Annotated in this window: 26 protein-coding genes; 16 read left to right on the plus strand and 10 right to left on the minus strand. The window is 60.0% G+C overall.

All coding sequences use genetic code 11. From position 1 onward, the window contains the following. Nucleotides 1-28 precede the first annotated feature (28 nt). On the plus strand, nt 29-4,069 hold the full coding sequence (gene rpoB / locus JNJ45_04660; GenBank protein ID MBL8047953.1) for a DNA-directed RNA polymerase subunit beta: 4,041 nt from the start codon (nt 29-31) through the stop codon (nt 4,067-4,069). Between the two features lie 97 nt (nt 4,070-4,166). Here the strand turns inward: rpoB and JNJ45_04665 are convergent, their stop codons facing one another. Further along, nucleotides 4,167-4,442: a PEP-CTERM sorting domain-containing protein gene (locus JNJ45_04665; GenBank protein MBL8047954.1), complete on the minus strand. Its 276-nt coding sequence runs from the start codon at nt 4,440-4,442 to the stop codon at nt 4,167-4,169. A gap of 856 nt (nt 4,443-5,298) precedes the next feature. Between JNJ45_04665 and JNJ45_04670 the strand changes: the two genes are divergently transcribed. The 7 genes from JNJ45_04670 to rdgB all read left to right on the plus strand — a co-directional run bounded on the left by JNJ45_04670 (nt 5,299) and on the right by rdgB (nt 11,163). Beyond that, a complete protein-coding gene (locus JNJ45_04670; protein ID MBL8047955.1) occupies nt 5,299-6,177 on the plus strand; it encodes a hypothetical protein in 879 nt (292 codons plus the stop codon). Nucleotides 6,178-6,209: 32 nt separating this feature from the next. Beyond that, nucleotides 6,210-6,380, plus strand: a complete 171-nt coding sequence (gene rpsU / locus JNJ45_04675; GenBank protein MBL8047956.1) for a 30S ribosomal protein S21 — start codon at nt 6,210-6,212, stop codon at nt 6,378-6,380. A 73-nt stretch (nt 6,381-6,453) separates the two neighbouring features. Then, entirely contained in the window at nt 6,454-7,956 is a 1,503-nt protein-coding gene (locus tag JNJ45_04680; GenBank protein ID MBL8047957.1) for an HDIG domain-containing protein, read from the plus strand. 10 nt (nt 7,957-7,966) lie between these two features. Then, on the plus strand, nt 7,967-8,329 hold the full coding sequence (ybeY, locus tag JNJ45_04685) for an rRNA maturation RNase YbeY (GenBank protein ID MBL8047958.1): 363 nt from the start codon (nt 7,967-7,969) through the stop codon (nt 8,327-8,329). 3 nt (nt 8,330-8,332) lie between these two features. Continuing rightward, nucleotides 8,333-9,043 carry a diacylglycerol kinase gene (locus JNJ45_04690; protein MBL8047959.1) on the plus strand — a complete coding sequence of 237 codons (711 nt, stop codon included), beginning with the start codon at nt 8,333-8,335 and terminating at the stop codon, nt 9,041-9,043. Between the two features lie 6 nt (nt 9,044-9,049). Next, nucleotides 9,050-10,540: an HlyC/CorC family transporter gene (locus tag JNJ45_04695; protein ID MBL8047960.1), complete on the plus strand. Its 1,491-nt coding sequence runs from the start codon at nt 9,050-9,052 to the stop codon at nt 10,538-10,540. Next, nucleotides 10,537-11,163, plus strand: a complete 627-nt coding sequence (gene rdgB, locus JNJ45_04700; protein ID MBL8047961.1) for an RdgB/HAM1 family non-canonical purine NTP pyrophosphatase — start codon at nt 10,537-10,539, stop codon at nt 11,161-11,163. Before JNJ45_04695 ends, rdgB begins: the two co-directional genes overlap by 4 nt. Here rdgB and JNJ45_04705 read toward each other — a convergent pair. The 3 genes from JNJ45_04705 to JNJ45_04715 are packed head-to-tail and all read right to left on the minus strand — an operon-like array spanning nt 11,120 to nt 12,785. Continuing rightward, on the minus strand, nt 11,120-12,061 hold the full coding sequence (locus tag JNJ45_04705) for a hypothetical protein (protein MBL8047962.1): 942 nt from the start codon (nt 12,059-12,061) through the stop codon (nt 11,120-11,122). The genes rdgB and JNJ45_04705 overlap by 44 nt on opposite strands. Then, complete coding sequence (locus JNJ45_04710; protein MBL8047963.1) at nt 12,058-12,444, minus strand: hypothetical protein; 387 nt, start codon at nt 12,442-12,444, stop codon at nt 12,058-12,060. The genes JNJ45_04705 and JNJ45_04710 overlap by 4 nt, the downstream gene beginning before the upstream one ends. 56 nt (nt 12,445-12,500) lie before the next feature. Then, on the minus strand, nt 12,501-12,785 hold the full coding sequence (locus tag JNJ45_04715; GenBank protein ID MBL8047964.1) for a DUF1844 domain-containing protein: 285 nt from the start codon (nt 12,783-12,785) through the stop codon (nt 12,501-12,503). A gap of 133 nt (nt 12,786-12,918) precedes the next feature. Between JNJ45_04715 and JNJ45_04720 the strand changes: the two genes are divergently transcribed. Genes JNJ45_04720 through JNJ45_04730 form a run of 3 tightly spaced genes read left to right on the plus strand, consistent with a single transcriptional unit; the run spans nt 12,919 to nt 15,252 of the window. After that, nucleotides 12,919-13,914 carry a hypothetical protein gene (locus tag JNJ45_04720; protein ID MBL8047965.1) on the plus strand — a complete coding sequence of 332 codons (996 nt, stop codon included), beginning with the start codon at nt 12,919-12,921 and terminating at the stop codon, nt 13,912-13,914. A 15-nt stretch (nt 13,915-13,929) separates the two neighbouring features. Then, nucleotides 13,930-14,310, plus strand: coding sequence for a hypothetical protein (locus JNJ45_04725; protein ID MBL8047966.1), 381 nt, complete (start codon nt 13,930-13,932; stop codon nt 14,308-14,310). 30 nt (nt 14,311-14,340) lie between these two features. Beyond that, entirely contained in the window at nt 14,341-15,252 is a 912-nt protein-coding gene (locus tag JNJ45_04730) for a phenylalanine 4-monooxygenase (GenBank protein MBL8047967.1), read from the plus strand. Here JNJ45_04730 and JNJ45_04735 read toward each other — a convergent pair. Beyond that, nucleotides 15,249-15,413, minus strand: coding sequence for a hypothetical protein (locus tag JNJ45_04735; protein MBL8047968.1), 165 nt, complete (start codon nt 15,411-15,413; stop codon nt 15,249-15,251). The genes JNJ45_04730 and JNJ45_04735 overlap by 4 nt on opposite strands. A gap of 25 nt (nt 15,414-15,438) precedes the next feature. On the opposite strand from JNJ45_04735, the gene JNJ45_04740 reads away from it, so the two are divergent. Both JNJ45_04740 and JNJ45_04745 read left to right on the plus strand, forming a co-directional pair. After that, a complete protein-coding gene (locus JNJ45_04740; protein MBL8047969.1) occupies nt 15,439-17,256 on the plus strand; it encodes a CocE/NonD family hydrolase in 1,818 nt (605 codons plus the stop codon). 3 nt (nt 17,257-17,259) lie between these two features. Beyond that, nucleotides 17,260-18,483 (plus strand): MFS transporter, encoded by a 1,224-nt coding sequence (locus JNJ45_04745; protein ID MBL8047970.1) that lies wholly within the window; start codon nt 17,260-17,262, stop codon nt 18,481-18,483. 29 nt (nt 18,484-18,512) lie between these two features. Here the strand turns inward: JNJ45_04745 and JNJ45_04750 are convergent, their stop codons facing one another. Genes JNJ45_04750 through JNJ45_04765 form a run of 4 tightly spaced genes read right to left on the minus strand, consistent with a single transcriptional unit; the run spans nt 18,513 to nt 22,346 of the window. Beyond that, nucleotides 18,513-19,769, minus strand: a complete 1,257-nt coding sequence (locus JNJ45_04750; GenBank protein ID MBL8047971.1) for a 2-oxo acid dehydrogenase subunit E2 — start codon at nt 19,767-19,769, stop codon at nt 18,513-18,515. A gap of 8 nt (nt 19,770-19,777) precedes the next feature. After that, nucleotides 19,778-20,380: a GNAT family N-acetyltransferase gene (locus JNJ45_04755; protein ID MBL8047972.1), complete on the minus strand. Its 603-nt coding sequence runs from the start codon at nt 20,378-20,380 to the stop codon at nt 19,778-19,780. Between the two features lie 50 nt (nt 20,381-20,430). Continuing rightward, the gene (locus JNJ45_04760) at nt 20,431-21,510 is read right to left on the minus strand and encodes a Gfo/Idh/MocA family oxidoreductase (protein ID MBL8047973.1); all 1,080 of its coding nucleotides are present in this window, start codon (nt 21,508-21,510) and stop codon (nt 20,431-20,433) included. A gap of 14 nt (nt 21,511-21,524) precedes the next feature. Next, nucleotides 21,525-22,346 (minus strand): TerC family protein, encoded by an 822-nt coding sequence (locus JNJ45_04765; protein MBL8047974.1) that lies wholly within the window; start codon nt 22,344-22,346, stop codon nt 21,525-21,527. Nucleotides 22,347-22,410: 64 nt separating this feature from the next. Between JNJ45_04765 and JNJ45_04770 the strand changes: the two genes are divergently transcribed. Continuing rightward, a complete protein-coding gene (locus tag JNJ45_04770) occupies nt 22,411-23,025 on the plus strand; it encodes a hypothetical protein (GenBank protein MBL8047975.1) in 615 nt (204 codons plus the stop codon). Here the strand turns inward: JNJ45_04770 and JNJ45_04775 are convergent. Then, nucleotides 23,003-23,779, minus strand: a complete 777-nt coding sequence (locus JNJ45_04775) for a WecB/TagA/CpsF family glycosyltransferase (GenBank protein MBL8047976.1) — start codon at nt 23,777-23,779, stop codon at nt 23,003-23,005. The genes JNJ45_04770 and JNJ45_04775 overlap by 23 nt on opposite strands. 85 nt (nt 23,780-23,864) lie before the next feature. Here JNJ45_04775 and JNJ45_04780 point away from each other — a divergent pair, with 85 nt between their 5' ends. After that, a complete protein-coding gene (locus JNJ45_04780) occupies nt 23,865-24,209 on the plus strand; it encodes a YbjQ family protein (protein MBL8047977.1) in 345 nt (114 codons plus the stop codon). Then, complete coding sequence (locus JNJ45_04785; protein MBL8047978.1) at nt 24,206-24,778, plus strand: flavin reductase family protein; 573 nt, start codon at nt 24,206-24,208, stop codon at nt 24,776-24,778. The genes JNJ45_04780 and JNJ45_04785 overlap by 4 nt, the downstream gene beginning before the upstream one ends. Nucleotides 24,779-24,811 lie beyond the last annotated feature (33 nt).

The following is a 24,811-nucleotide window of genomic DNA, read 5'->3' on the forward strand; positions in this document are numbered from 1 at the left end:
GTATGCTTGTAAATTCCCCGGAGCACGAATGCGAGTAATTCAACCGACTTCCAAGCGCATTGGACGACACCTCGAGGTCCCGAACCTCATCGAACTTCAACTCAATAGCTACAAGTGGTTTCTGGAAGAAGGACTTCCTGAGCTCTTTAAAACGTTCTCCCCGATTTGGGACTTCACCCAATCCAGCTTTATCGAATTCGTCGATTTTAACCTGGGAGAACCGAAATACGATATCCAAGATTGCCGCGACCGCGACATGACCTACGAAGCGCCGATCAAGGCGACGGTCCGTTTCGGCGGTAAGGATCGGGAAGAAATGGAAACCGAGGTCTATCTTGGCGATTTGCCGCTGATGACCGACAAGGGCACCTTCATCATCAACGGTCGCGAGCGCGTCATTGTCAGCCAGCTGAGCCGCTCGCCGGGTCTGTACTTTGAAGAAGGCGTGGACACGGCCATGCAGGTCGTCGTCTCGGCGCGCGTCATTCCGACCGAAGGCCCCTGGCTCGAAGTCGAATCGGACGCGAACACCGCGGTGTTCACCCAAATTTCGCAATCAAAGAAGCTGCCGATCACGCAGCTGATCAAGGCCATTCACGCGTTCTTCGATTCGAACAACCCCGAGCGTGTGCGTGGACGCATTCGCTACACCAAGAAGGTTTCGGAAGCCCTCAAGATGAAGCTCGTGGACCCGCTCGTGGATCAAAGCACCGGCGAAGTGCTCCACGACAAGGGCACGGTGCTGACCAAGAAGATTCTCGCTGGGCTCGACAAGGCCGTGCTCGCCACCGAGGTTTCGGTCGAGCAGCCGTTTGGCAGCAACGAAGACTTGATTCGCTACTTTAGCGAAGAAGTGACGCTGGAGAACCCGACCGCCGAGCAGCTCGTGGGCAACCGCGCCGCCGCCGACATCAAGGAAGGCAACAAGATCGTCATCCACGCGCTCAAGCTGATTGACGCGGACACGGCCAAGAAGCTCGAATCCATGGGTCTGAAAACCCTGGACATCCTGCAAACCAACTCGATCTTCGAAGCGACGCTGGAGCACGATAAGACGGAAAACTCGAAGGACGCGGTCATTGACCTGTTCAAGCGACTCCGTCCGGGTGAAGCCGCGACCGACGAAGCCGCGCGCCAACTGATTTACAATCAATTCTTCGAGCGAAAGCGCTACGACCTCGGTAAGGTCGGACGCCGCTTCCTTAATAGCCGCCTCGGCATCAACGTGCCGGGTGGCGTGCGCAACCTCACCAGCGACGACCTCGCCAGCCTCATGCTTGCGATTGAGCCGTACGTGCGCAAGGAAGCCGAGCGCGACGATATTGACGACCTCCGCAACAAGCGCGTGCGCTCGGTGGGCGAACTTCTCGCCGGCCAAATGCGACTCGGCTTTGTCCGCATGGAAAAGGTCGCTCGCGAACGCATGACTTCGGCGGACCAGGAAAACCTGCTGCCGGGCATCATCCTGAGCGTCAAGCCGGTAAGTGCGAGCATCAAGAGCTTCTTTAGCTCGAACCAGCTCAGCACGTTCATGGACCAAACCAACCCGCTGAGCGAAATCACGAACAAGCGTCGTCTTTCGAGCCTTGGCCCGGGTGGTCTGCAACGAACCAGCGCCAAGCTGGAAGTTCGCGACGTTCACCGTTCGCACTTCGGCCGTATCTGCCCGATCGAAACGCCGGAAGGTCCGAACATCGGTCTGATCAGTCAGCTGACGACGCACGCCCGGGTGGACGAATTCGGCTTCATCATGACGCCGTATCGTCGCATTGTGGATGCCCGCGTCACGGAAGAGATCGTCTACCTGACGGCCCAAGAAGACTTCAACTACAAGATCGCTCCCGCTGACCTTGAAACGGACGCCGACGGCTTTATCGTGCACGACATGGTGCAGGTGCGATGTCCGGGTGGTGACCGCGAAAACGGTGGCGCAAGCTACCCGATGGTCGCCAAGGAAAAGGTGCAGTTTGTGGACGTTTCGCCGGTGCAGATCATTTCGGTCGCCACCGCGCTGATTCCGTTCCTTGAGAACGACGACGCCAACCGCGCTCTGATGGGCGCGAACATGCAACGCCAAGCCGTGCCGTGCCTCATCTCCGATGCTCCGATTGTGGGTACCGGTTACGAAGGCATCGCCGCCGTTGACTCGGGCGCGGCGGTTATCGCGCGCCGCGGCGGAACCGTGGAGTTCGTCACCAGCAGCGAGATTCGCGTTCGCACCGACGCGGGCGAATTGGACAAGTACGACCTGCTTCACATGATGCAGTCGAACAAGTCAACCTGCTTTACGCACACCCCGGTGGTGATGCCCGGCGACGTGGTGTTGCCGAGCCAACCGCTGGCCGACGGCGCTACGTGCGACGACGGTCGCCTGGCTCTCGGCCAAAACGTGCTGGTCGCGTTTATGCCGTGGGGCGGTTACAACTACGAAGACGCCGTCATCATTAGTGAGCGCCTCGTGAAGGACGACGTGTACACCTCGATTCACATCGAGCGGCACGAAGTCGAAGCCGTGGACACCAAGCTGGGTCCGGAAGAAATCACGCGCGACATCCCGAACGTGGGTGAAGACGCGCTGAAGGACCTCGACGAAAACGGCATCATCCGCATTGGCGCCGAAGTCCGACCGGAAGACATTCTGGTGGGTAAGGTTGCGCCGAAGGGCCAAACCGAAATGACCGCTGAAGAGCGGCTCATCATCGCGATCTTTGGGAAGAAGGCCGAAGAAACCCGCGACGTCTCGCTCCGATTGCCGCACGGCGAAAAGGGCACCATCGTGGATGTCAAGGTCTTTAGCCGCTACAAGTACCTTTCGCCGTCGATCAACAAGATCTACAACGAAAGCAAGAAGCGCGAACGCCTGATCTGCGACATCACGGAAGAGCCGCTCATCCAGATTCCGGGTGACGAACTTCCCGCCGGCACCAACATGACGGTGCAGGTGTACATCGCCCAAAAGCGCAAGCTGATGGTCGGCGACAAGATGGCCGGACGCCACGGCAACAAGGGGGTTATCTCCAAGGTTGTGCCGGTGGAAGACATGCCGATGCTCGCCGACGGAACGCCCGCCGACATCATCCTCAACCCGCTCGGGGTTCCGAGCCGGATGAACATCGGTCAGATTCTGGAAACGCACCTTGGCTATGCCGGTCGCCACTTCGGTGTCCGCTATGTTTGCCCCGCGTTTGAAGGCGCAACCGAGCACGAGATTCTGGACGAAATGAAGCGAATGGCGGAGGACCTGCGCATGCGCTCGCTCCAAGCCTATTGCAACAGCGAACTCCACCTCGGGATTGATTTCGGCACCGAACGCTCGATTGACAACATGAAGGCGATCGTCAAGAGCGCCATCGAAAAGCTGGACGAGCCGCATCTGGATCGCGTCAGCCGAATCGTGGCCGCGCCTCCGGTACGCAACACCGGCGAGCAAATCGACGCGGAAGAATTCCAAGCGGAAGAGCTTCCCGAGTCGATGGGTGCTCCGGCGAAGGCCGGCAAGGAAGTCTATGAGGCGATCATGGAGCGCATCATGTCGAACGTGTACGATCGTTCGGGTCTCGATCCCAAGACGTGTAAGTCAACGGTTCGCGATGGCATGACCGGCGACAAGGTGCCGAACCCGATTACGGTCGGGATCATGTACTTCCTTAAGCTCGAGCACTTGGTCGATGAAAAGATTCACGCCCGCTCGATTGGCCCGTACTCGCTCGTCACGCAGCAGCCGCTGGGTGGTAAGGCGCAGTTCGGTGGTCAGCGCTTTGGTGAAATGGAAGTGTGGGCGCTGGAAGCGTATGGCGCGGCCTACACCCTGCAAGAGCTTCTCACCATCAAGTCGGACGACGTGATGGGCCGCGTGAAGGCATACGAAAGCATCGTGAAGGGCGAATCGATCAGCGATCCGGGCATCCCTGAGTCGTTCAAGATTCTCGTGAACGAGCTTCGCTCGCTGTGTCTGAAGGTCGCGGTGGAAGATGCTTCGAACAAGGAACTTTCGCTGAAGGATCTGGACGAGCTGACTGGCGGCAGCGACGACGCTCGCCTCGCCAAGACGGTCGGGTTCTTCAACTAACCCTAGAGTCGGCTGACAGCAAGGGCGGCATCCTCACCGGATGCCGCCCTCATCTTTTCTCAACAAGCTATTCTGCGGTAAAAGCCGACTATAGTCGTCAAGAAGCGGCTCGTCGTCGCAGCATAACGATCGCGAGAGCGAGGCCAAGCCACGCACTTGGTTCGGGCACTGGCGTTGCGGTGAAGGCTCTGGTCGCGCCATTGAGCCTCATATGCCCGGCAATCATCCCATTGTCGTTGATGCAGTCCAGCGTATATCCCTCGGCTCCAAAGCTCAGAATATCGCTCACGGTGCCGAAGTCAATATAGGGGTCGTTACCATATCGGATGAATCCGTTGAGTGCGTCTGAGTTTCTCAGCTTGTGAGTCCCCACGATGGTGGAAGATGAGTTGATCGCGTTAGGGAAAATGAGGCTCTCTGGGGGCGTCGGAATAAGTCAATGTATTGACCAGGGGTCCAAATGCCAGCTCCATAACTGTTGCGGCCAAGGAACTTATTGCCCGGCGCGGCATCGGTGATGCCGAACCCGACAATCGTAATTTTTTGCCCGTTGACTATCGCCACAGAATCCCGACCACCGTAACTGTTTGAATATGAGCCCGCGATTACCCCGGTCTCCGACACGATGGCCTATAGGAGTCGTGAGCTCTGAGAAGTTGGCGGCTAGCACACTGCCTTCGGTGGCAGTCCATCGGTACATCAGGTTTTGCTCGTTGACGAAGTAAAACGACCCTTCACCTCCGAATCCCGCGGCCACAAATTCGTCACCTGCGGGCAACTCGACAGAAGATAAGGTTCCATTGGCAAGACGAACATCAACCGCGGTCGGTGAGAAACCAGTTCCATAACTGAACATCGCGATGTCGTCGAATGGAGAACCAACCGCATACCTACTACTTGGACCACCGTCCAAATGGTAGGTTCCAGTTGAGTCCCACCATGTCGGACGGTTCGTTGACCAACTGCCCTCGCTTGACATGCCCACTGCTTTGCCACTATTGCTGAGGCTGTAAATTCCGGTTTTGGTGGCACCTTCGGGTAAGGGCGCGAGGGAAACACGATACGACGATGCCGCGCAAGTGCATCCAAGGATGCCCGATACAATGGTTGAGATAACCCATCGCATCACAGTTTCTCCTCCACCTTGTCGAAGAGACCCGCGAACTTTGCAATCATTTGGTCATCATACGCCAGTTCACGGGTTGGTTTCACGGCATCACAATGTAAGCGTGGCTCGCATCGCCTTTCTCACTCTCGCCGAGGTTCTCGACTACGTCATTGACGACCACCTCGTGATCACCGAACTGGAGCGGCGCGGGCACGAGGTGGAGCAGATTCCGTGGACCGACGAGCACGCCGATTGGGCGCGGCCCGATATGGTGATCGTCCGCACAACCTGGGATTATCATCACCAGCCCGAGCGATTTCTGTCCGCCATCGATCGCATCAGTCAGCGCGCCCAGCGGTTCGAAAACGACGCCGAGCTCATCCGCTGGAACCTGGACAAGCGCTATCTGCGGGAGCTCAAGGCCGCCGGAGTGCCGATTGTTCCCAGCCGGTGGGGGTTTGGCGGCGAACCCGCTGATTTCGCCCGCGAGGCCGAGGCGCTCCAATCCGAGGAAGTCGTGGTGAAGCCAACCGTGAGCGCCAACGCCATGGACACGATGCGCCTGCCGGGCACGCTCACAGACGCCCAAGCCGAGCAACTGAGCGCCACGTTCGCCGGTCGGCATTGGTTTGCGCAACCGTTCGTGGCGAGCATCCTCAGCGAAGGCGAAACGTCGGTGTTCTACTTCGGCGGGCGCTACAGTCACACCATCAGCAAGGTGCCGCGCGCGGGCGATTTTCGCGTGCAAGAGGAGCATGGCGGCGTCATTGTCGGCGTGGAGCCGAGCGGGGAAGTGTTGCGGGTGGCTGAGCAAGTAATGGCCGCGCTCGACAGCCCGCCGCTTCAAGCGCGGGTGGACCTGGTTCGGCTGGCCGACGGAAGCCTCGCCCTGATGGAACTCGAGCTCATTGAGCCCTCGCTTTACTTCCGGACCAGCGATGTCGCGGCGGCGCACTTTGCCGATGCGGTCGAGAGTCGCCTCGAACTTGCCGAGAATTGAGGTATTCTCTCTAACAGGAGTCCTAAGACTAAGTGAATCAGATTCAAGTTCAACCGAATGAGTCGATTGACAGCGCCGTAAAGCGCTTCAATCTGCGTGTCCAACAAAGCGGCGTTCTGCGCACGCTCAAGGAGCATGCACACTACGAAAAGCCGAGCGAAAAGCGCCGCCGTCGCGCCCGCCGCCGCCCGTCGTTCCGATAAGTTTTCTCGGGCGAACCCTTGGTTTCGCCCCGTTAGACTCGGCTTTGGCCTCGCCAGAGCCGATTCTTAATTTATGAGCGACAATTTACCGACCTCCGCGCCCGCGGAGGTCCGCCAGGAAAAATGGAGCCGGAAAGGGTGGTTCGCCCTTCCCCTGATCAGCCTCCTCTTGGCCGCTCTGTGCTTGGTCCACCGGTCGTGGCCGGTGCCGCTCCCCGTCATCGGCGGGTCCTTCTTCATTGCCATCGTCGCCTCGGCGCTCATCCGCTACTACGCGGACCACGTTGAGGTTGAGGAACTCGCGCCCTCCACGTTGGAGCGCATGCTGTGGGCGTTCTGCGGGCTCGGCCTCGTCGGCACGCAGCTGGTGCAGCTCGTCATCGAGGCACCCTCCCAAACCGGCATCACGTTTTTGCTCATTGCGCCGCTCTCGGCCATGGCAATGCTCGCTTCGGCGCTGGTCGGGCCGCAGGTCGCCATGTTTGCGCTCACCATCGTCGCGTTCTTGCTCGGCGTGACAGGGCCGATTCCCAAGGAAGTCCTCGCGACCGCCTGGATTTCGGGCTCTATCGCCGCGCACGCGGTCAACCCGATGCGTCAACGCGCCGACCTCATCCGCGCGCTCAGCGTCACCGCCTTGGCTCAGGCGCTCATTGCGGCCTGCGCCACTATGCTCACGGTCAACACGGCCACCCCGGTTCTGCAAAGCGCGTCGTGGGCGGCGGTGAGCGCGGTCATCACCAGCGCCATTTTTTGGCTCGGCGTCACGGTGCTCGAGCGCATGTTCGGCACGATCTCCGATTGGTCGTTGCTGGAGCTATGTTCGCCGGAGCACCCGCTCATCCGCGAACTCTGCCTGCGCGCGCCGGGAACTTACGCGCACAGCGTGATGGTCGCCAACCTCGCCGAGCAAGCGGCTCGCGCCATCGGCGCAAACCCGATTCACCTGCGGGCAATGGCGTACTTCCACGACGTCGGCAAGATCGAGCGACCCACGTTTTTCATTGAGAACCAACTCGGAGAGAATCTGCACGACGACTTGCCGCCGACCATGAGCGCGCGCATCATCACCGCGCACGTGCCCGATGGGCTCGAACTCGCGCGTCGCCATAAGCTCCCCAAGATTCTTCAGGACGGCATCGCGCAGCACCATGGCACCAGCCTGGTCAGCTATTTTTATCACCTTGCACGCGACATGTCGGGCGAGGAAGTGCCGCAAGGGCTCGATCGCTTGTTCCGCTACGAAGGCCCCAAACCGCAGAACCGCGAAACCGCGATTTTGCACCTTGCCGACCAGGTCGAGGCGGCGAGCAGGACGATCGCCAACCGCGAATTCGACCGCATGGAGGCCATTGTCAGCCGCATCATCGAGAACAGCCGCTCCGATGGGCAACTCGACGAATGCGACCTCACGTTCCGCGACCTTGCGCTTGTGAAGCAGGCGTTTCTGCACAGCCTTTCGGCGGTGCGCCACTCGCGAATCACGTACCCTACCTATGACGAAACACCAGATTCTGGTGCGCAACGAGACGAACTCGCGGATCCCGCTGAGGCTCGCTCGGACCGCCCTCAATAAGCTTTTCGCGATGTACGACGTTCCTGCCTGCGAGGTCTCGGTGCTGCTCACCAACGATGCGGCCCTGCGCGAGCTCAACCAACAGTATCGCGGGATCGATGCCGCCACGGATGTGCTCACCTTTCCCGGCGGAGACTATGGCCCGCTCGGCGATATTGCGATCTCGGTGGATACCGCGAAGCGTCAGGCGCGATTCCGGCGCGACACCTTGGCCAATGAAATCGTCTTTTTGACTATCCATGGGGGATTGCATTTGCTGGGCTACGAAGACGAGACGGAGGCGGGCCGCGACGAGATGGTCGTGCGCATGAACGCTGTCGCCGTCGAACTAGGCCTGTCCCCCGAACCCGAATGGAGTTCGATGCCCCACTAAGCCATGGCCAGTCGCGATCTCATCACTCCGTTCCGCGTCGCCATTCATGGCATGGTGCACACGTTCCGCACGCAGCGGCACATGCGCATTCACCTGTACGTCACGCTGGTGACGCTGCTCATGGCGGTGCTGCTGCCGTTGCGCGTGCGCGACGTGCTCGTGCTGTTCTTTATGATCGGCTCGGTGCTGGTGGCGGAAATGTTCAACAGCGCGATTGAGGCCGTCGTGGACCTCGTCTCTCCGGGATATCACCCGCTGGCCAAGCACGCCAAGGATATTGCCGCTGGCGCGGTGCTTATCGCGACCATCATGGCCATCACGGCCGGGCTGCTCATCGCCATCGGCGACGACACCTGGGAGCGCATTCGCATTGGCCTGACCACCGAGGGCATGAGCTTGCCGTTCACCTTACGGTTCATTCTGGGCTCGCTGGTGTTGTTCACCATCATCGTCATCGGCAAGGGTTTGGGCAAGCGCGGCAACGTACTGCAAGGCGGTCTCGTGAGCGGCCACGCGGCCTTTGGATTCTTCTTTGCTTCAGCCGTGCCGTTTATTACCAATAATGCATTAGCATCGGCCATCGCGATTTTATTGGCCCTCATCATCGCGCAGAGCCGGTATGAAGCAAAGATTCACAGCATTTTTGAACTCTCCCTGGGAGCCACCGTCGGAACCGTCTTCGGACTGGTCGTGTTCGGATTGCTACCTCGATAAGAACCTATGAGTACAGAACCTCCTGAACGTCCCCGGCAACGCGCATCCGCTGCGCCGAGCCGGATTCACAACTGGATAAGCGGCCTTTGCTTTGGCCTGCTGGTCTTGGCCCCTTTGCCGGCCATGGCGCAACTCGTGCCGTTGTCGGCCGAGCGGGCAACCTTCCCCACGCGAACGCTGGTGCTCAGCCTCGTGGCGATCCCCGTCCTGATCTTCCTGAACGCGCTCTTTGTCGCCGCCGAGCAGGCGATTGAACTGCTGCGCCCGGGGCACATTCGCACGCAAAAGGACGAGAAGCACGAGAAGCTGCTGGAGCGCATCTACGAACGTCGCGCTGACTTCGTCGCCGGCTGTACGGTCGGCGGGGAGACAATGCAAGCGTGGATGCTGGTGCTTGCTTTGGTGCCGGCAACTTACCTTGGGCAGAACCTCCATGCGGCGTATCCGAACCTCGGTTGGGGCGTGGCGCTGGTGCTCGCGATGCTCATTGTCGCGATTCCTGTGGTCGCGATCAACATCACCTTTGGCGAGCTGGTCCCCAAGAGTCTGGCGACGCTGAACCCGCCGCGCACGATCATTCGCTTGCGGGCGTTTATCCGCACGTTTGCCAAGTTCTTCATCTGGCAAGGTCAGGTGCTGGCGCGGGTCGCAACAATCGTGACTCACCGCTTTGGCGCGCGGGCGACCTTCGCCCGCGAGTCCATAGTCGAAGAGGAAATCAAGACCATGGTCGCCGAGGCTCAGGAAGCGGGCGACATGGAGGATTCGGAGCGCGAAATGTTGCACTCGGTGTTCGAGTTCGGCGATACCTTCGCGCGGGAAATCATGACGCCGCGCACCGACCTCGAAGCGATGCCGGTGGATTCAAAGATCAGCGACCTGGTGGACCTCATCAAGGCGACGGGGTACTCGCGGATTCCGATCTTCGAAGGCACGGACGACCACATCATCGGCATCATCCACGCGAAGGACCTACTGACCCTGAAGGACGATCCCGAGCGGCCCATCAACCTTCGCACGCTCACGCGGCCCGTGGTTCGCGTGTACGAAACGATTGACCTGCACAGCTTGCTGCGCGAGCTTCGGCAGAGCCGCGCGCAATTTGCGATTGTGCAAGACGAGCACGGCGGCACCTCGGGCATTGTGACCATCGAGGACGTCATTGAGGAACTGATCGGCGATATTCAGGACGAATACGACCGCGAAGAAGAGGAGATTGAGCGCCGCGAAACCGGCTTCAGCGTGGATGGTCGGATGAACCTGTACGATCTCAACTCCAAGATCGGGGCCGAGTTCGAAAGCGATGAGTTCGACACCGTCGGCGGGTTTGTTTTCGGCGCGTTTGGGTATCAGCCCGAGCGCGGGGCAACCATCACCCTGGATGGTTGGACCTTTACCGTGGACGAAACCGATGGCCGTCGCTTGGCGCGATTGACGATCCGCCCGGAAAGCAAAGCCGAGTCGGCGTCCGCCGAGGCTGGTACGCTCACCACGTGACCCGGCTCGTTATCGCGACACACAACACCAAAAAGGCGGGCGAGATGATGCAAATCCTCTCGGCCGCTTTTCCTTCGTGGGAGATCCTCACCCTAGCGGACTACCCCAACGCGCCCGAACCCGAGGAAACCGGCACGACTTACGAGGAAAACGCGACGATTAAGGCCGAGAGTGCCCTCGCTGCGACCGGCGAATGGTGTTTGGCCGACGACGCCGGACTGGAGATTGATGCCTTTGGCGGCGAGCCCGGCTTGTACTCCAAACGCTTTTTGGGCGAGGAGACGACGTTCCCTGAGAAGATGCGCATTATCCTGGAGCGCATGCGAGAAACCCCTGAGGCGCAGCGCGGCGCGCGCTTTCGGTGTTGCGTGGCGCTCGCGCGCCCCGGCGAGCCGACCGAGACTCTGGTCGCGACGTGCGAAGGGCGCATCGCCACCGAGATGAGCGGCAACGGCGGCTTCGGTTACGACCCGATCTTCTGGCTGCCCCAGCTTGATTGCACGATGGCCGACCTCACCGCCGTGCAGAAGCACGCGATTAGCCATCGCGGCAAGGTGTTGGCGATGCTGACAGCGCGACTTACAGCACTAACGAGTACGTCGTGTACGTCCGCGCCTTTGTGAACCCGTGCGGGCCGTAGAAGTCGAAGAGGTTCGTCCAGTCAATGATCGTGCGGGTCACGCCGCGCGCCTTAAGGTCGAGTAGGGCGTTGCCGAGCAGGCCGTGGCCAAACTTTTTACCGCGCACTGCTTTGCTCACACCGATCGGGCCGAGCGAACCCCACGCCGCGCCGAGGTCGCTTTGCCACACCGCGCCGCCTATCGGCAAGTGACAGTCGCGATGATCTTGTAACAGCGCGAACCCGTGGCATTTGCCGCCATAAAACAGGCCGAAGATCGTGTTGGGCCCTTCGAGCTCGATCTTGGCGCGGATGTCGTAGTTCCACCGCAGCGGAAACTCCTGCGCGAAGAAGTCGAACACGTCGCCGAGATCGCTTTCTGAGCAGCGGCGATACTCCGCGCCGTCGTCGGGCCGATACTGCGCGGGATATTCATAGGCCGAAAGATCGCCTTCCAGGTCGTAGGTCTCGCCGATCTTCTCAAAGTTGCTGAGATTCAAAAACCCAGCGAGTTCGCAACAATCTGTCGGGCAGCCGGGGAAGAAGTGCAGGCTGTCTTGCCCAAAAACCAGCTCACGCGCGCCACGACTGCGGATGGTGCGGATCACCTCGTCCAGCAACAGCCCGCCGTACATCGGCTTTTCGAACCCAATGGACTGCAAGTGATAGCGATCGGGGTCGCCACCCGCATAAAGCGTGGGGCTCGCGGGCTTTTTCACGGTGGCGAACGCCACCACGCGGCCATCTTCCACCAACACTTGACTCGCGCCCCAGTCAAACACTGGCGAACCGAACGTGTGCGAATGAAAACACTCGGGCGTCACATGGTAGCGCGAGGGATAAAACCGTTCCCACAGAGGCAAAATCTCCGCGATATGGCTGGGTTGCAGAAGCTGCGTCACCCGGCGGCTCGCAAATCTGAGGTTAGCTCGTCAATCGCGTGACGCGTGCTGAGAATCCGCTGAATCATCTGCCCATCGTCCGTCGCCAAAAAGGCCTCAAGCGTGTTCGGCGAGAACAATTCTTCAAATGGGTCGCGGCTGATTTCCCAGCGAGGGGCGGCTGAGCTCTCCAAGCGCGAGTTCAGCTCGGTTTGAATGTGCGGATAGTTTTGCATCATCCAAGTACGGATACGTTCGTAGTGCGCGGAGAGTCGCGGCTCGGGGCCGTATGTTGCGCCATCGCAAAGAACCTCCACCAGCGCCTCATATTGCGCGCAAAACATCATCACCGTCTGCAAAGTAACGGGTTGCGATGGGGTTTTGTCGTCGGTGAGGGGTGCCAAAAAATGCCTCGGCAGAGTCGAGCGCGATGGTTGAACTCTTGCTTTAAGGTTCGGGTTCAACGCGAAGCTCCGTTAGCTCGTTCAATATAATTTACTTGAAGATCGCGCACTAAGTTACGAATTTGGCGCTTATCCTCGTCATCCAGCTTCGCTTCCAGGTGTTTCGCGAGGTCGGAAACCACGTCCACCGCCACCTTTGCCTGCTCCAAATCGTTCTGCATTTGGCCAGTCAGCGGGTCGGGTTGCAGCCCGAGCTTGCTCCACGCAACTTGCGAAACTTGCTCCAGCATGATCATCAACAACGAGTGCACATCAATCGGCTCGGTCGGCGTATTGCTCATGAACAGTGTTCTGGACGCGCGCTCCGGCACGAACGTCGCAGAGAGTTTTACTAGGTTCCTCGCACAATTCGCGGTAAAGTTTTCGCCAGAACGAACGTCTAACACTCAACGCCATTCGGGCTACACTACAACCATGTCATTGACACTTATCGCCGCTCTCGCGTTGCAATCCGCCGCCGCGCCCGCCCAAGAAGCCGTGACTCTGCACCGCGTTCTCAAAAAGGGTGACTCCCTGAGCTACCGCGTCAACGGCTGGCTCTTCTCCGAGCAGCGCGAGCAGAACCTCGTCACGTTCCTGCCGAGCGAAGAAGGCGTTGACTACGATTTCACGCTCAACATCGTGGAAGAAAAGGCCGATGGCATCGCCCGCGCCATCTATCGCCGGCCCTACATGACCATCATCACCGGCGAAAGTTCCAATTCGCCCGAGATCCGCAAGAAGGAAAAGTCCGATTGGAACCTCGAACTCCTCCTCTCGCCGACCAACGAAGTTCTCGACGTCAAGGACATCACGCCGAAGCCCACGACGAAGCCGCCCAAGAAGCCGGCCAAGCCCATTTTCGCGCTCACGCCGAGCGGCAAGCTCAACTCGGCCGGCCAAGATATCGTCGGCAAGTACATTGGCGATATCGCCCGGCTCGCCATGTTCGTGGGTGATCTCGATAGCGGCATGGACTTCAACCCCAAGCTGCCGTTCTCGCCGATCAAGCCCGGCAAAACCTGGAAAAAGACCGTTGGCTACTCGCCGCAGCGCCTGAAGGGAAGCAAGAATTCTGCCGTGCAGCGTCTGGATTACACGTTCACCTATGTCGGTCTCGCAAGTTTTAACGGCGTGAAGGTCCACCGAATCACCGCCACGCTCGACCTCAACACCGACGCCGGCGAGTTCATCAACCAGAGCCTCGGCATGAAGCCATCAGAGTCGGGACTCAAGAAATTCCAGCTTGCGCTAAAGGCCAACATCGAATACGATCTCGACCTCAAGACGTGCCACACCATGGCTGCGCGGGCCACCAGCGAGGCCGGCGCCAAGCTGGAAGTGACCACGTCCAACGACGCCGTCTTGGAGCTAAATATGAAGGGCAAGACCGATCTCAAGCTCATGTCTGCGAAAAACGGCAAGGCTTAGGCCACAATAGGGGTGATGAATTTCTTGCCCGTGAGCCCGCTTGGCGTCTTTTTGTTTGAACCGGGGGAAGTGACGGCTGGGCCGCTGCTGATCTCGTTCATCGTCATTCTCGGGATCGGCATTCTGTTCATGGCGCTTGGCTCCTTCATGGACATCGACCGGAAGCGCAAGGGTATCAAGTATCTGTCCATCCCCTGGTTTGCGCTCGCGGCGTGGTGGGGCTACAACTATTGGGCGTACTCGCAAGAATCAATCGCCCTCAAGCTCAATCTGGTCGGCGGGAGCTCGCTCACGGCCTACCGTGTGATCTTCTTCGGGCCGCTTGCGATGGCGATCATCGCGCTTGGATTCTGCGTTTACTGGGATAAGTTCCGCCGCGACGACGAAGTATTCTAACGGACGACCCTGGCGATCAACGAAGCTCTCATGGCGACCACACTCGGACTCACCACCACTCAAGCCCCTTTTATTGAAGAGGCTCAAAGCCGCGGGGAAATGTATATCGAGCAGCCGTACGAACTGTACTCGCCCGATAACCACGAAGCCTGGACGCGGCTCTATTCGCGCATGTTGCCGCAGTGGGAAAAGTATGCCAACGAGCACTTTATGCGCGGCATCGCCAACCTATGCCTCTCGCCCGAGCGTGTTCCGCGCCTGGAAGACGTCAACAAGTTCCTGAATCCGCTCACCGGCTTCCAGGCGAAGGCGGTCAGCGGCTACGTTCCTGCGTATCACTTCTTCGAATCGCTTCGCCGCCGCGAGTTCCCGACGACGATCACCATTCGGCACAAGGACAAGCTCGACTATCTGCCCGAGCCGGACATTTTCCACGACATCAGCGGGCACGTTCCGATGCACACCGACCGCGCGTTTGCCGATGCGCTCGTGCGTTTTGGCGAGTGCGCCCACACCGCGGCCCTGCGCGCCAAGGAAGTGAAAGATGAGCACGAACGCGTGCGCAAGTTGGAGAGCGTGATCAAGGCGATGGCGCGGTTTTTCTGGTTTACGGTGGAGTTCGGCCTCATGCGCGATTCGAAATCCAGCGCCCTCAAGGCGTATGGCAGCGGCTTGCTGAGCTCGTATGGCGAGCTGCAGCATTGCATCGAATCACCGGACGTGCAGCGCTATCCGATCCAGATGGAATGGGTCGTCAACCAGTATTTTGAGATCGACCACTACCAGCCGCTGCTGTTCATCGTGGATTCGTTCGACCACTTGTTTGAACTGGTGGACCAGCTGGAGCGCTGGATGCTGGAAGGGAAGCTGGACCACGTCTCGCCGGGCGAACCCGCGGTCAACGAGGCGGATTTGGCGAGCTTCTTGGAAGCGACGGTTTAAACCTTCGCCGCCAAGAGCGTCATCCTGGCCGCCAAACCGTGCATCGTCGCCGCGAAGAAGCCCATCTTCGCGGCCATCATCACGATTTCCGCGGCCACCACACCCACTTTCGCCGCCAAAGCCCACGCCAGCGCGGCCAAAAGATGAACCCGTGCGGCCACGAAGCCACGGGTAACATCGGCTTACATGCGACCCACCCTCTGCGTTGCCCTCCTCGCCGTCGCCGGCGTCTCCATGGCCCAGCGCGCCAATACGCGCGACCTTTACGACAAGGCCGAATACATGATTCCGATGCGCGACGGCGTGAAGCTGTACACCGCGGTTTACACGCCCAAAAAGCCGCGCGCGGCGACCAACCCCATGCTCATGGAGCGCACGCCCTACGGCTGCTGGCCGTACGGCCCCACGCAGTTCGATCAGATCGCCGAGCGCTGGGCGAGCCGCGACTATATCATCGTCAACCAAGACGTGCGCGGGCGCTATCTGAGCGAGGGCGACTTCGAAGAATTGCGGCCCCAACTGCAGATTCGAACCGGAAAATGGGACACCGACGAGAGCACGGATACCTACGACACGATTGAGTTTTTGACCAAAAAGGTGGCCGGCAACAATGGGCGTGTCGGCATTATGGGCATCTCGTATCCGGGCGGCTATGCCGCGCTCGCCGCGCTGAGCGGGCACCCCGCGCTGCGCGCCGTGAGTCCGCAAGCCCCCACAACGGACTGGTTTGTGGGCGACGATGTGCACCATTTGGGCGCGTTCTTCCTGCAAGATAACGCGAGTTTCATGCAGTTTTTCACGCCGCGCGGCCCGGAACCGACGCTGGAATCCAAGGGCACGCGCCTGCCCATCGGCTCGGACAGCTACAAGTGGTTTCTCGAACTCGGCCCGATCAAAAACATCGACGAGAAGTACTTTAAGTTCCAAAATCACTACTGGACGGATATCATGAACAATCCGGATTACAACCACTTCTGGACGAGCCGGGCCGTGCAACACCAACTGCGCAACGTAAAGTGCGCGATGCTGAATGTGGGCGGATTGTTCGACGCGGAGGACTGTTACGGCCCGCAAGCATGCTACCGCGAAAACGAAAAGAACAGCCCGGCGAGCAAAAACCACCTGGTGCTCGGGCCGTGGAGCCACGGCATGTGGGCCTCGCCGAGCGGCGATTCGCTGGGCGACCAAAAGTGGGGAAGCGCGACCAGCAAATGGTACCAAGACAACGTCGAAGTGCCGTTTTTCGAGACGCATTTGCGCGGCGACGGCAAGGCAAAACTGGCCGAGGCCACGGTCTTTGATTCCGGCGCAAAGAAGTGGAGCACGTTTACGGTGTGGCCGCCGAAAACATCGGCGGTGAACCTGGTGTTGAATGGCGATCGGACAATTTCGATCGGCGGCGCCGGGAAGTCCGGCGAGATTTCGTGGACGAGCGACCCCGCGAATCCGGTGCCGTATCAAACCGCGGGCAGCGGCGGCCGCAAGAGCACGTACATGCTCGCCGACCAGCGATTTGTGAGCGGTCGCGCGGATGTGATTACGTTCGTTTCCGCGCCGTTGACCAAGCCTCTGACGCTGGCTGGCGACTTGGAGCCGGTGCTGCGGATGAAAACGAGCGGCACCGACATGGACGTGATTGTCAAGCTGATTGACCAGTATCCGGACGATGCTCCGACGCCATTTTCGGGCGGCTATCAGATGCTGGTGCGCGGCGAGGTGCTGCGTGGCAAATACCGCAATAGCCTGAGCAATCCGCGGCCATTTGTGCCCGGCGCGTATGAGGAAGTGCGCTACAAAATGCCGCAGATATTGCACACGTTTGCCGCAGGACATCGCGTGGCGGTGCAGGTGCAGAGCAGCTGGTTCCCGCTGGTGGACCGCAATCCGCACAAGTTTTTGAACATCTATCAGGCGAACGAGGCGGACTTTGTGAAGGCGGAGATTTCGCTGGCTTGCGGTGGCGGCGCGTCGGGCAGCCACTTGGCGGTCGGCACCCTTCCTTAAGGCATGGCACCCTCGCGGCTGTACCCGCTGATCACGTTCGGAATGGGGCTGGGCTACGCGCTGTTTTGGACGGTGGCGCTGTACTTTCAGGACAAGGTCGTGGGGATTTTGCCGTTCCAAATGGTGCTTCTGGGCACGTTTAGCGAGATTACGATCTTTCTTTGCGAGATTCCGACCGGGATTGTCGCGGACCTTTACTCACGAAAACTCAGCGTGATCATCGGCTTGGTGCTGTTGGGCATCGGGTTCTTCGTGCAGCCGTTCTTCGCGTCGTGGGCGGGCCTGGTGGTGGGCATGGTTTTGTGGGGCCTCGGAGAGACTTTTCTTTCCGGTGCGTTTGAGGCGTGGGTCGCGGACGAGCTTCCGCATGAACCGGGCGCGCCGTCCGCGCCGACGATGTTCATTCGCGGCAGCCAATCGCAGCAACTCGGCTATGTCGCGGGATTGTGGGTCGCGGTGATCGTCGGGCAGCACAATTTGGCGTGGCCAGGACTCGCCTCGGGCGGCGTGTTCGCTATTATGGCGGTGATGGCGCTTGTGTTGATGTCGGAGAAGGGCTTCCACCGCGCGGCAGAATCCGAACGCAGCACGTGGCAGCATTTCGGCCACACTCTGCGCACGGGTTTGGCGATTGCGGGCCGCAAACCACTGCTGCGCGACGCGCTGATGGTGGTGTTTTTCATCGGCTTGGCGAGCGAGGCGTTCGATCGCCTGTGGACGAAGCACATCACGAATATCGGCATGCCGCAAACCTTGCCCAGCGAAATCTACTGGTTCGCCATTCTCAACACACTCGCCATCGCGGGCGCGTTTTGCTTCATGACGATGGTGCGTCGCCGCGGCATGGAGCGCGATGGCTGGGTGGTGATTCGCCTCATCCGCGCCTTGCTATTCGCCCTCATCGCCGCGACGCTCGCATTCGCGTTGGCCGGGCAGTTTTGGCTCGCCGCAGCGGGGCTTGTCATCGGGCGGGCGATCCGTCGCTGCCTCGATCCGCTCACCAGCGCGTGGGTCAACGATCACGCGGAGCCCGAGGTGCGCGCCACGATGCTGAGCATGAAGGGACAATCGCACGGGCTCGGCGAATTGCTCGGCGGCCCCGCGCTCGGCGCGATCTCGAGCCTTCGCTCGGTGTCGGCGGCGCTCATCGCCTCGGCGCTGACCAACACGCCTGGCTGGCTCACGGCTTGGCGCGCCTCGCAACGCAAAAAAGCAGCGGATCAATGACCCGCTGCTTTGGTTAGTCGGCGCGAACCTTACTTAAAGAACGCGAAGCTTTCGAGCTTTTGTCGTACGCTCAGCAAGAACCGGCCCGCCACCCCGCCATCGATGATGCGGTGATCGTAGGTGAGCACCAGGTTCATGATGGAGCGGATCGCGATCATGTCTTCGATGATCGCCGGGACCTTCTTGATGGTGTACGTGCCGAGAATCGCGGCTTGCGGCGCGTTGATCATCGGCGTGCCCAGCAAGGCGCCGTAGCTGCCCGGGTTGGTCAGCGTAAAGGTGCCGCCCTGCACGTCGCTCACGCCGAGCGTGTTGCTGCGCGCCTTCTTGGCGATGCCTTCGAGTTCCTTCGCAATCTCAATCAGCGTCTTGTTGTTCGCCTCGCGGATGACGGGGACGATCAGTCCTTCGTCTCCCTTTGCGCCGAGCGAAACGGCGACGCCCATGTGGACATTCTTATTCTTGACAATGTTGTTGTCCGGCATCAGGGCCGCGTTGACGAGCGGGAATTCCAGCAGCGCCTCGCTAATCGCCTTGATAAAGAACGGGGTGTAGGTGAGCTTGACGCCGAACTGAGCCTGGAACGACTCCTTGTTCTGCTCGCGGAACTTCACCATGTTGGTCACGTCAACCTCGGTGACGGTGCTCACGGTCGGGACCTGCGAGCTCTTCACCATGTGGTCGGCAATCATCTTGCGCATGCCAACCAGGGCTTCCATCGTCTGCTCCGGCCCGGCTACGGTGGCGGGTGCACTGGCGACCTCGAGCTTGGCGGCGGGAGCCGAGGGCTTTCCTTGGCCACCACCGGCCAGGAACCCTTCAATATCTTTCTTGGTGACGCGACCACCGGTGCCCGAACCCGCGATTTGGGCGAGTTGACCGTCGCCGATGCCGTTTGCCTTGGCAATTGAGCGCACAACGGGGGTGTACCAGCGGCGATCGCCACTCGCGGCGGGGGCCGGCGCAGCTTCTTCGGCAACCGGAGCCACGGCCGCGGGCTTGGCTTCGGCGGGGGTTTGAGCCGCCGGGGCGTCGGCGACGTAGTCGCCGGTGTCGTCGATGAGGCCCATGGCGTGGAACACTTCCACCGGACCGCCCTCGGGAATCAGGATTTTAACGAGCACTCCGGAGGCGGGTGCAGGGAGTTCGGTGTTGACCTTGTCGGTCATGATCTCCACAATCGGTTCGTCTTCCTTAACGGTGTCGCCCACTTGCTTGAGCCAGCGACTTACCGTTCCTTCGTGGACGGACTCGCCGAGTTCGGGCATCAAAATTTCGATTGCCATGAGTAGCGTTAGTTTACCTTTGCCTCAGGCAGTTTCAAACGTTCGATGAGGCCCGCTTTGGCTTCCGGCCACTCGGCATCGGTGAGGCTAAACATGACCGTGTCGCGAACAAAGCCGTTCGGCTGAATCGCGTGGTTGCGCAAGGTGCCCTCCAGCTTCGCGCCAAGCTTCATGATCGCTCGCTGCGAGTGGTAGTTGCGGCCATCGGTCTTCAGTTGGACGCGCAGGCAGAGCCATCGCTCAAAGGCTTGTTCGAGCATGAGGAGTTTGACTTCGGGATTCACCGAGGTGCCGCGAAAGTCGGGTCGGTACCAGGTCATGCCGATTTCGAGAGCCCGGTGCTCCTCGCGCATGTCCATAAACGTGGACATGCCCACGAACTCGCCGGTGCCGCGATCTTCGATGACAAACGCCTGGGTGCGGCGCGCCCGCAGCAGTTGCTCGACAAAGTCGCGCGAGCCTTCCAAGTCAAAGGTGGCCGGCTGAATCGTGACGAAGTATTTGAACGTGTCCGGCTCCAGATGCGGCTGAACCAGAAAGGCATCCTGCAGTTGCAGAGGGCGGATGCGCACGCGTTGGCCGCGAAGTTCGAGCGGCTGAGTCCATTCCATAGTTCAATTATTGGTCATTGGGGGGCGAATCTCGCCCCCCAAATGGCGACTTAATAGTCGACGTTGACGAGTTCTTCTTTGCCCGACGCGCTGCTCTTGTAGAGCGCGTCGAAGATGGCATTGAGCGTCAGGCCATTTTCGCCTGGAACCGGCGACGGCTTGCCGTTCTGAATCGCATCCACAAACGCCTCGATTTCGGCCACGTAGGGCGACTCGACGTGCGGAATGTTTTGCGGCTTCATTTCGAAATACTGGCCGTCAATCTGCTTGAAGATCGTGACCGGGTCTTCGCCGAGCGCCTTCACGATTGCGCCGGCCTTGGTGCCGAAGACTTGCGTCTCCATGGGGTCGCCTTCGATGTTCGCCATAAACGAGCTTTCGAGGCTGATCACCGCGCCGTTTTCGAAGCGGATCATGCCGACGGCGAAGTCCTCAACCGTGAACTTGTCGCGGTCGTATTCGCCCCAGAAGTTGCGGTTGTCCGGGTTCTTGCCGAGCATGTCCCAGGTTTTGCCGCTCGCGGCGACTGGCTTGGGATAGCCCATGAGGAATAGCGTGAGGTCGAGAATGTGGACGCCGATGTCAATGAGCGGGCCGCCACCTTGCTTTTCCTTGTCGATAAACACGCCCCAACCGGGAACACCACGGCGTCGGAGAGCGCGGGCCCGAGCGAAGTAGATGTCGCCCATATGGCCGTTTCGAATGAACTCGGCGGTGAACTGGGCAAAGCCCGAGAAGCGGTATTGCAATGCAACTTGGAGAATCTTGCCGGAATCCTTGGCCGCGCGGCACATCGCCTTGGCCTGCTCGGCGTTCATTGCTAGCGGCTTTTCGCACAGTACGTGCTTGCCGGCGGCGAGCGCATCGAGCGTCGGTTGCATGTGAACTGCGTTCGGAGTGGCGATGACCACGGCGTCAATGTCCGGGTCATTGAGAATTTGCTTGTAATCGTCGGTGTAGTTGGCTCCGGTAAAGCCAAACTTTGTGCGCATAATTTCGCGCGTTTCGTGCTTCAAATCGCAGATGGTAACGACCTCGCACTTGTCGGCGAGTTGTTCGTAGCCCTTTACGTGGGCGCCCTGAGAGATAAAACCTGTTCCGATGAGACCGAGTCGAACCTTGCGTGACATCGAACCTAGGTTACCTAGGCGCGGGTTTCTTCCGTGTTATCCCCATCCAGCGCTTCCAGCACCTCGTCGGTCATCTCGTCCATGCCTTCTTCAATGGCCGCCGCATCGCCGGGCTGAACCTCGGCCCGCTGCGAGAAGCTAATGAAGCCTCCGACCAACAGGATCACGCCGACCCCAACCCAGAAGACGAGCGGCGACATTTCGGGAATTTTGAAGGCGAGCGCGTTCGGGTACGCGCGCTCGAAGTTATGCCCCCCAATGAGGGTCATCTTGAGCCCCGCCCAGCCGATGAGCGCGTAGGCCAAGTGCTCCAACTTCGGATAGCGCTCCAGAATGCCGATGAACACCGAAGCCGCGAGCCGCAGGATGATGATGCCCATGATTGCTCCGGCGAACACCACCCACATCTTGTCGGGGTGCTTGGAGGGATCGACAAATGCCACGGCCACCAGCACGCTATCTAGCGCAAAGGCGATGTCCATGAGTTCGACGGCGACCACCGTGCGCCAGAACGACATCGGCTTGTTGATCACCGGTTTGTCGGAATCGCTCTTCGAGTGGATCACGAAGTGCTTCAGCGGGAGCCAAAGCAAGTAAAGCGCGCCGATGACCTGAAGCCACCAGAACTTGATGATCGTGCTGGCGAAGAGAATCGCAGTACCGCGGAGTAGGAATGCGCCCCACAGCCCCCAAAGCAGCGCCTTCTTTTGCTGGTCTTTGGGCAGGTGCCGCACCATGATCGCCAACACCAGCGCGTTATCCACCGAGAGCAAAATCTCCAGCAGAACCAAGACCGCTACGGTCCCAATATCACTTGCGCTGAACGTGAATGGCATGAGCACTCCATTGTGACCCAAGAATAATGGTGAATAAGGAAGCGACTATGTAACAATCCGCATCATGCGAAATTGGGAAGCGGCGCTGGAAACGGTCCGCACGAGACTGGATGCCGTGCACGGCGCGCGCGAAAAGGCGCTGGCCGGATCGCGGGAGATCATTCAGATTGCGAGCAAAGCGATCCGCGCTCTGCACCGAAATGAAGTGGAGAAGGCGCGGGACCTCATCGCCGGTGGTTGGGAGCGCGCCCGAGCGATCCGCTCCGTGATTGAAGCCACGCCCAACGTGTTGCACGCGGGCTATCTGCAAGATGCCGAAAAAGAGCTAGTAGAAGCCACCGCGCTGGATTGGCTGATTCATCAGCATCCGTTGCCGTCGCCAGCGGAACTGGGTGTCGAGGCGCACACATACGTGAACGGCGTGGCCGAAGCCGCCAGCGAGGGACGCCGATACATGCTCGACCTGATGCGCAACGGCGATCTGGAGGGTGCGAAAAGAGTGTTCGAGTTCATGGATCTGATTTACGACGACCTGATTACGCTGGACTATCCCGACGCAGTAACGGGCGGACTCCGCCGCACCTGCGACGCGCTCCGCGCCGTGCTCGAGCGATCGCGCAGCGACCTCTCGATGACGCTGATGCAGTCGGAGCTACTTAGCGAATTGAAACGTCGCTGAGCTCGGCGAGTTTGCGCTTGTCGCCTTTGGTCGCCAGCAAGGCGCGCCACAGGAAGTAGGGGTTGCCGAGGACGTAGCGGTGGAACATGCGCTTGGGCTCCAGGCTTAGGCGATAGAGCCACTCCATGCCGGTGGCCCGCATGATCTTGGGCGCGCGCGGCTTGGTGCCGCTGAAAAAGTCGAACATCCCGCCGCACGTGACCTGGACCTTGACGTTCAGCTTGTCGCGATTGCGGATCATAAACTGCTCCTGCTTGGGCTGGCCGAGGGCGGCCATCAGGATATCCGCGCCTGAGTCGGCGATCATCGGCACCGCGTCGTTATCCCAGTCGCAGTAGCCGTGCATGCGACCGACGATCTTGAGGTTCGGATGGCGCTCGGTGATGATGCGGCACGCCTGCTCGTTGACCTCGTCTTTTGCACCAAAGAAAAACGCTGTCTGCGGCAAGTCTTCGCTAAACAGGCGCGGCATGAGGTCGGTCCCGGCGAAGTTGTACGGCGAATCCACCCCGCGCCATTTGCTGGCGATGCGAATGCCAATGCCGTCGTTGACCCACACGTCGCACTGTTGCAGATCGCGGTAGACCTGCTCATCCCAAAGCATCAGGTTAATGGTGTTAGGGTTGGCAAGACACAAAATGGGGCTGCTGCGATCCTCGCCCTGAATCACCGACTTCCACCACGAGAAGAAATCCTCGTAGGTCGGGTTCCAAAATGGCACCCCGCAGATAAAGACGTCGGTTTTGGGAGTCATCGGTCAGCTGTATTTTGGCAGAGGTGCAATCTCCGTGCCGAATCCTCATCCGGCATTGCTCCGTACTTATCACGTGCAACAACCGATTAGCCAGCAGCCGAACCTGCACCAGTGGGTGACAACTGGCCTCGCCTTTGAGGGTTACCGAATCGTGCGCTCGCTGGGCGTGGTTCGTGGAATTCGCGTGCGAAGCCGTAGCGTCTTCGGCAGCATTATGGGCGGGCTCCAAACGCTCGTCGGCGGCAATATCTCAATTTACGAGGAACTCGCCGAAAAGACGCGCTCAGACGCCTACGACCTCATGGTGCGCCACGCCGCCCTCATCGGCGCGAACGCGATTATCTCGTTTCGCTATGATGCGACCGAGATCATGGCGGGGGTCACCGAGGTTTTGGCGTACGGGACCGCGGTTGTCATCGAGCCGGCATGACGAGCTCAGTGATGGCCGACCTCTCGGCCCGCGACCGCTATCGGCTGCTGGCCAACACGGTGGTGCCTCGCCCCATTGCCTTGGTCAGCACAATGGGCGCGAACGGCGTGGCGAACCTGGCTCCTTTTTCGTTTTTTAACGTCGGCGGCGGCGACCCCGCCTCGCTCGTTTTTTGCCCGGGTCACAAGCGCGATGGCTCGCCCAAAGACACCTTGCGAAACATCGAGGAGACCGGCGAGTTCGTGGTGAACTTGGTCTCTCGCGACATGGCGCTGGGGATGAATGCGACTGCCGCGGAACTCGACGCTGACGACAGCGAGTGGGAACGCGCCGGATTCACGCCGTTGGCGAGTACGGCGGTCGCACCCGCGCGGGTGCGGGAAAGCTATGCGCACTTCGAATGCCGCCTCTTTGAGGTGGTGCGGCACGGCCCCGACGCGATCTATGTGATCGGCGAAGTGCTGGTCGCCCACATCGAGGAGGGTCCGTTGCCGATCGCGCGACTCGGCGGAGCGGGCTACATTGATTTGGCCGAAACCCAGCCGTTCGAAATTCGCCGCCCGGGCTAGGGAACTCCGCGCCAAACGTGCGTGTTAGGGTCA

The sequence above is a fragment of the Chthonomonas sp. genome (genome assembly GCA_016788425.1).
GTDB lineage: Bacteria > Armatimonadota > Fimbriimonadia > Fimbriimonadales > Fimbriimonadaceae > JAEURQ01.

Bases quoted from the DNA above. Each gene is read 5' to 3' on its own strand.
- JNJ45_04730 (MBL8047967.1), top strand. From the start codon at position 14,341: ATGGCGACCACACTCGGACTCACCACCACTCAAGCCCCTTTTATTGAA.
- ybeY (MBL8047958.1), top strand. From the start codon at position 7,967: ATGTACGACGTTCCTGCCTGCGAGGTCTCGGTGCTGCTCACCAACGAT.
- JNJ45_04755 (MBL8047972.1), bottom strand. From the start codon at position 20,380: ATGGAATGGACTCAGCCGCTCGAACTTCGCGGCCAACGCGTGCGCATC.
- JNJ45_04725 (MBL8047966.1), top strand. From the start codon at position 13,930: ATGAATTTCTTGCCCGTGAGCCCGCTTGGCGTCTTTTTGTTTGAACCG.
- JNJ45_04715 (MBL8047964.1), bottom strand. From the start codon at position 12,785: ATGAGCAATACGCCGACCGAGCCGATTGATGTGCACTCGTTGTTGATG.
- JNJ45_04770 (MBL8047975.1), top strand. From the start codon at position 22,411: ATGCGAAATTGGGAAGCGGCGCTGGAAACGGTCCGCACGAGACTGGAT.
- JNJ45_04785 (MBL8047978.1), top strand. From the start codon at position 24,206: ATGACGAGCTCAGTGATGGCCGACCTCTCGGCCCGCGACCGCTATCGG.
- JNJ45_04750 (MBL8047971.1), bottom strand. From the start codon at position 19,769: ATGGCAATCGAAATTTTGATGCCCGAACTCGGCGAGTCCGTCCACGAA.
- JNJ45_04690 (MBL8047959.1), top strand. From the start codon at position 8,333: ATGGCCAGTCGCGATCTCATCACTCCGTTCCGCGTCGCCATTCATGGC.
- JNJ45_04760 (MBL8047973.1), bottom strand. From the start codon at position 21,510: ATGTCACGCAAGGTTCGACTCGGTCTCATCGGAACAGGTTTTATCTCT.
- JNJ45_04775 (MBL8047976.1), bottom strand. From the start codon at position 23,779: ATGACTCCCAAAACCGACGTCTTTATCTGCGGGGTGCCATTTTGGAAC.
- JNJ45_04740 (MBL8047969.1), top strand. From the start codon at position 15,439: ATGCGACCCACCCTCTGCGTTGCCCTCCTCGCCGTCGCCGGCGTCTCC.
- JNJ45_04695 (MBL8047960.1), top strand. From the start codon at position 9,050: ATGAGTACAGAACCTCCTGAACGTCCCCGGCAACGCGCATCCGCTGCG.
- JNJ45_04745 (MBL8047970.1), top strand. From the start codon at position 17,260: ATGGCACCCTCGCGGCTGTACCCGCTGATCACGTTCGGAATGGGGCTG.
- rpoB (MBL8047953.1), top strand. From the start codon at position 29: ATGCGAGTAATTCAACCGACTTCCAAGCGCATTGGACGACACCTCGAG.
- JNJ45_04680 (MBL8047957.1), top strand. From the start codon at position 6,454: ATGAGCGACAATTTACCGACCTCCGCGCCCGCGGAGGTCCGCCAGGAA.
- JNJ45_04720 (MBL8047965.1), top strand. From the start codon at position 12,919: ATGTCATTGACACTTATCGCCGCTCTCGCGTTGCAATCCGCCGCCGCG.
- JNJ45_04765 (MBL8047974.1), bottom strand. From the start codon at position 22,346: ATGCCATTCACGTTCAGCGCAAGTGATATTGGGACCGTAGCGGTCTTG.